Annotated in this window: 1 pseudogene; it reads right to left on the bottom strand. The window is 63.3% G+C overall.

From position 1 onward, the window contains the following. Positions 1-308 (bottom strand): annotated as a pseudogene (locus tag AC0LWF_RS27950) (translation initiation factor IF-2); the annotation flags it as partial.

Genomic DNA, 308 nt, shown 5'->3' with positions numbered 1-308 from the left:
TTTGTCCTTGTGGACGGCTGCCTTGGTAGCCGCCGCCACCCTGCCCGCTTTGTCCTTGTGGACGGTTGCATTGGTAGCCGTCGCCGCCTTGCCCGCTTTGTCCTTGTGGACGGCTGCCATGGTAGCCGCCGCCACCTCGACCGCTTTGTCCTTGGGGACGGTTGCCGTGGTAGCCGCTGCTGCCTTGACCGCTTTGTCCTTGTGGACGGTTGCCTTGGTAGCCGCCGCCTTGACCTTGTGGACGATTGCCTTGGTAGCCGCCTTGACGTTGACCACCTTGACCTTGCGGACGAGCGCCTTGACCTTGG

Source organism: Paenibacillus sp. sgz302114 (assembly GCF_056120345.1).
Note: the sequence above shows the minus strand (reverse complement) of the source record. Positions and strands in the feature narration are given on the sequence as shown.